At 51.6% G+C, this 3,769-nt stretch carries 1 protein-coding gene and 2 rRNA genes; 1 reads left to right on the top strand and 2 read right to left on the bottom strand.

The window, feature by feature from the left end; translation table 11 throughout:
• The coding region (locus IG627_RS20985) for a hypothetical protein (protein ID WP_226865497.1) at positions 1 to 213 on the top strand (213 nt) is incomplete at its 5' end.
• Between the two features lie 259 nt (positions 214 to 472).
• Here the strand turns inward: IG627_RS20985 and rrf are convergent.
• Positions 473 to 588, bottom strand: a 5S ribosomal RNA gene (rrf, locus tag IG627_RS20295).
• A 210-nt stretch (positions 589 to 798) separates the two neighbouring features.
• Positions 799 to 3,679: ribosomal RNA gene (locus IG627_RS20290) — 23S ribosomal RNA — on the bottom strand.
• Positions 3,680 to 3,769 lie beyond the last annotated feature (90 nt).

Genomic DNA, 3,769 nt, shown 5'->3' with positions numbered 1-3,769 from the left:
ACGCGTAAAAAAACACCACTGAACTTTTCTACATCCGCTTCCGAGATGACACCGCTGTTACTAACAGAATACATGGATAGACTTGTGTATAAGTGTGGGATATCCCTATTGAATCAAGTATTTATGCCGGTGGGCGAGAGGCGCGTAAAAAAACACCGCTCAGCTTTTGCACTTTTCTGGTGGGTTTTTCTCGCTGCATTCTTGTGCCGGTGATTTGGATTTCGTTTCAAGTTGCCAGATCGATCGCGGCCATAGCCGCGATAGGTCTGGATGCTGGCACTTCGCCTGGAGCAGTTTCGTTTGAAGTCAGTGCAGGTTTGAAGGGCAGTCTGCGGTGGGCTGGTCAGAGACAACTGGCTATTGCGCTGCCATCCATACCGCGACTCCGGAATGTTCGGCACCAAGTCATCGTCAGGCTTTTTTCAAACAAAAAAAGGGCCACCCGATGGGTGGCCCTTTCTTTTATTTAGAAGCCTGACGATGACCTACTCTCACATGGGGAAACCCCACACTACCATCGGCGATGTTGCGTTTCACTTCTGAGTTCGGCAAGGGATCAGGTGGTTCCACAACTCTATTGTCGTCAGGCAAACTGGCTTGGGTTGGCGTTGGTCTTATGGGCTCTTGCCCTGCTCTGCCTGTTATCGCTGTTTGCCTCGGTCATTCTGTTGACCGGCGATAACCCCAAATAAGTCGGCGAAACAATCTGTAGTAATACACCGCAAGTCGATCTTGCTCTGTGTGTCTCTTTCTCACAATCCGCTAGCTTAGCTAGTCGTTAGTAACCATCTCTGTTGTATGGTCAAGCCGCACGGGCAATTAGTACTGGTTAGCTCAACGCCTCACAACGCTTCCACACCCAGCCTATCAACGTGGTAGTCTTCCACGGCCCTTCAGGAGGCTCGAAGCCTCAGGGAGATCTCATCTTGAAGGAGGCTTCCCGCTTAGATGCTTTCAGCGGTTATCCCGTCCGAACATAGCTACCGGGCAATGCCACTGGCGTGACAACCCGAACACCAGAGGTTCGTTCACTCCGGTCCTCTCGTACTAGGAGCAACTCTTCTCAAATCTCCAACGCCCACGGCAGATAGGGACCGAACTGTCTCACGACGTTCTAAACCCAGCTCGCGTACCACTTTAAATGGCGAACAGCCATACCCTTGGGACCGGCTTCAGCCCCAGGATGTGATGAGCCGACATCGAGGTGCCAAACACCGCCGTCGATGTGAACTCTTGGGCGGTATCAGCCTGTTATCCCCGGAGTACCTTTTATCCGTTGAGCGATGGCCCTTCCATACAGAACCACCGGATCACTATGACCTACTTTCGTACCTGCTCGACATGTCTGTCTCGCAGTCAAGCGCACTTATACCATTATGCTCATTGCATGATTTCCGACCATGCTGAGTGCACCTTCGTACTCCTCCGTTACTCTTTGGGAGGAGACCGCCCCAGTCAAACTACCCACCATACACTGTCCCCGATCCAGATAATGGACCTGGGTTAGAACCTCAAACATACCAGGGTGGTATTTCAAGGATGGCTCCACTGCAACTGGCGTCACAGTTTCAAAGCCTCCCACCTATCCTACACAAGTAGGCTCAAAGTTCAGTGCAAAGCTGTAGTAAAGGTTCACGGGGTCTTTCCGTCTAGCCGCGGGTACACTGCATCTTAACAGCGATTTCAATTTCACTGAGTCTCTGGTGGAGACAGCGTGGCCATCGTTACGCCATTCGTGCAGGTCGGAACTTACCCGACAAGGAATTTCGCTACCTTAGGACCGTTATAGTTACGGCCGCCGTTTACCGGGGCTTCGATCAAGAGCTTCGCCGAAGCTAACCCCATCAATTAACCTTCCGGCACCGGGCAGGCGTCACACCCTATACGTCCACTTACGTGTTTGCAGAGTGCTATGTTTTTAATAAACAGTCGCAGCCACCTGGTCACTTCGACCGGCCTCAGCTTAGGGAGCAAGTCCCATCACCAAAACCGGCGTACCTTCTCCCGAAGTTACGGTACCATTTTGCCTAGTTCCTTCACCAGAGTTCTCTCAAGCGCCTTGGTATTCTCTACCTGACCACCTGTGTCGGTTTAGAGTACGGTTCGCAATTGCCTGAAGCTTAGAAGTTTTTCCTGGAAGCAGGGCATCAACCACTTCACTTACCGAAGTAAGCTTCGTCATCAGCTCTCAGCCTTAGGGACCCGGATTTGCCTAAGTCCCCAGCCTACAACCTTAAACATGGACAACCAATCGCCATGCTGGCCTAGCCTTCTCCGTCACTCCATCGCAGCAATTGCAAGTACAGGAATGTTAACCTGTTTCCCATCGACTACGGCTTTCGCCCTCGCCTTAGGGGCCGACTAACCCTGTCCCGATTAGCGTTGGACAGGAACCCTTGGTCTTCCGGCGGGGAGGTTTTTCACCTCCCTTATCGTTACTCATGTCAGCATTCGCACTTCTGATACCTCCAGCAAACCTCCCGGTTCACCTTCAACGGCTTACAGAACGCTCCTCTACCATGCTCCTAAGAGCATCCGCAGCTTCGGTTACCAGTTTAGCCCCGGTATATCTTCCGCGCAGGCCGACTCGACTAGTGAGCTATTACGCTTTCTTTAAAGGATGGCTGCTTCTAAGCCAACCTCCTAGCTGTCTGGGCCTTCCCACATCGTTTCCCACTTAACTGGTATTTGGGACCTTAGCTGGCGGTCTGGGTTGTTTCCCTTTCCACGACGGACGTTAGCACCCGCCGTGTGTCTCCCGCGATTGCACTCCTCGGTATTCGGAGTTTGCATGGGGTTGGTAAGTCGGGATGACCCCCTAGCCCAAACAGTGCTCTACCCCCGAGGGTGAGACGCGAGGCGCTACCTAAATAGCTTTCGAGGAGAACCAGCTATCTCCCGGCTTGATTAGCCTTTCACTCCGATCCACAGGTCATCTCCTAATTTTTCAACATTAGTGAGTTCGGTCCTCCAATTGATGTTACTCAATCTTCAACCTGCCCATGGATAGATCGCCGGGTTTCGGGTCTATTGCCTGCAACTGAACGCCCTATTAAGACTCGATTTCTCTACGGCTCCCCTATGCGGTTAACCTTGCTACAGACAATAAGTCGCTGACCCATTATACAAAAGGTACGCAGTCACCCCGAAGGGCTCCTACTGCTTGTACGTATACGGTTTCAGGTTCTATTTCACTCCCCTCTCCGGGGTTCTTTTCGCCTTTCCCTCACGGTACTGGTTCACTATCGGTCAGCTGGGAGTATTTAGCCTTGGAGGATGGTCCCCCCATGTTCAGTCAAGATAACACGTGTCCCGACCTACTCGATTTCACTCTAAATGCCTTTTCGTGTACGGGGCTATCACCCTGTATCGCGGTACTTTCCAGAACCTTCCACTAAAACATAAAGAGCTTAAGGGCTAATCCCCTTTCGCTCGCCGCTACTCAGGGAATCTCGGTTGATTTCTTTTCCTCCGGGTACTTAGATGTTTCAGTTCCCCGGGTTCGCCTCCATAACCTATGTATTCAGTTATGGATACTCCAAAAGGAGTGGGTTTCCCCATTCGGACATTCCAGGATCAAAGCTTGTGTGCCAGCTCCCCTAGACTTTTCGCAGGCTCCTACGTCCTTCATCGCCTCCAGCTGCCAAGGCATCCACCGTATACGCTTAGTCGCTTGACCATACAACACAAACGACTACTAACGACTTTTAACATCCACTCCAATAAACTTCATTGGAACCGGACGCCGGATTGTGTGCTTGAGAGACAC

Origin of the sequence: Microbulbifer taiwanensis (genome assembly GCF_014904815.1) — a bacterium.
Taxonomy (GTDB): domain Bacteria; phylum Pseudomonadota; class Gammaproteobacteria; order Pseudomonadales; family Cellvibrionaceae; genus Microbulbifer; species Microbulbifer taiwanensis.
Note: the sequence above shows the minus strand (reverse complement) of the source record. Positions and strands in the feature narration are given on the sequence as shown.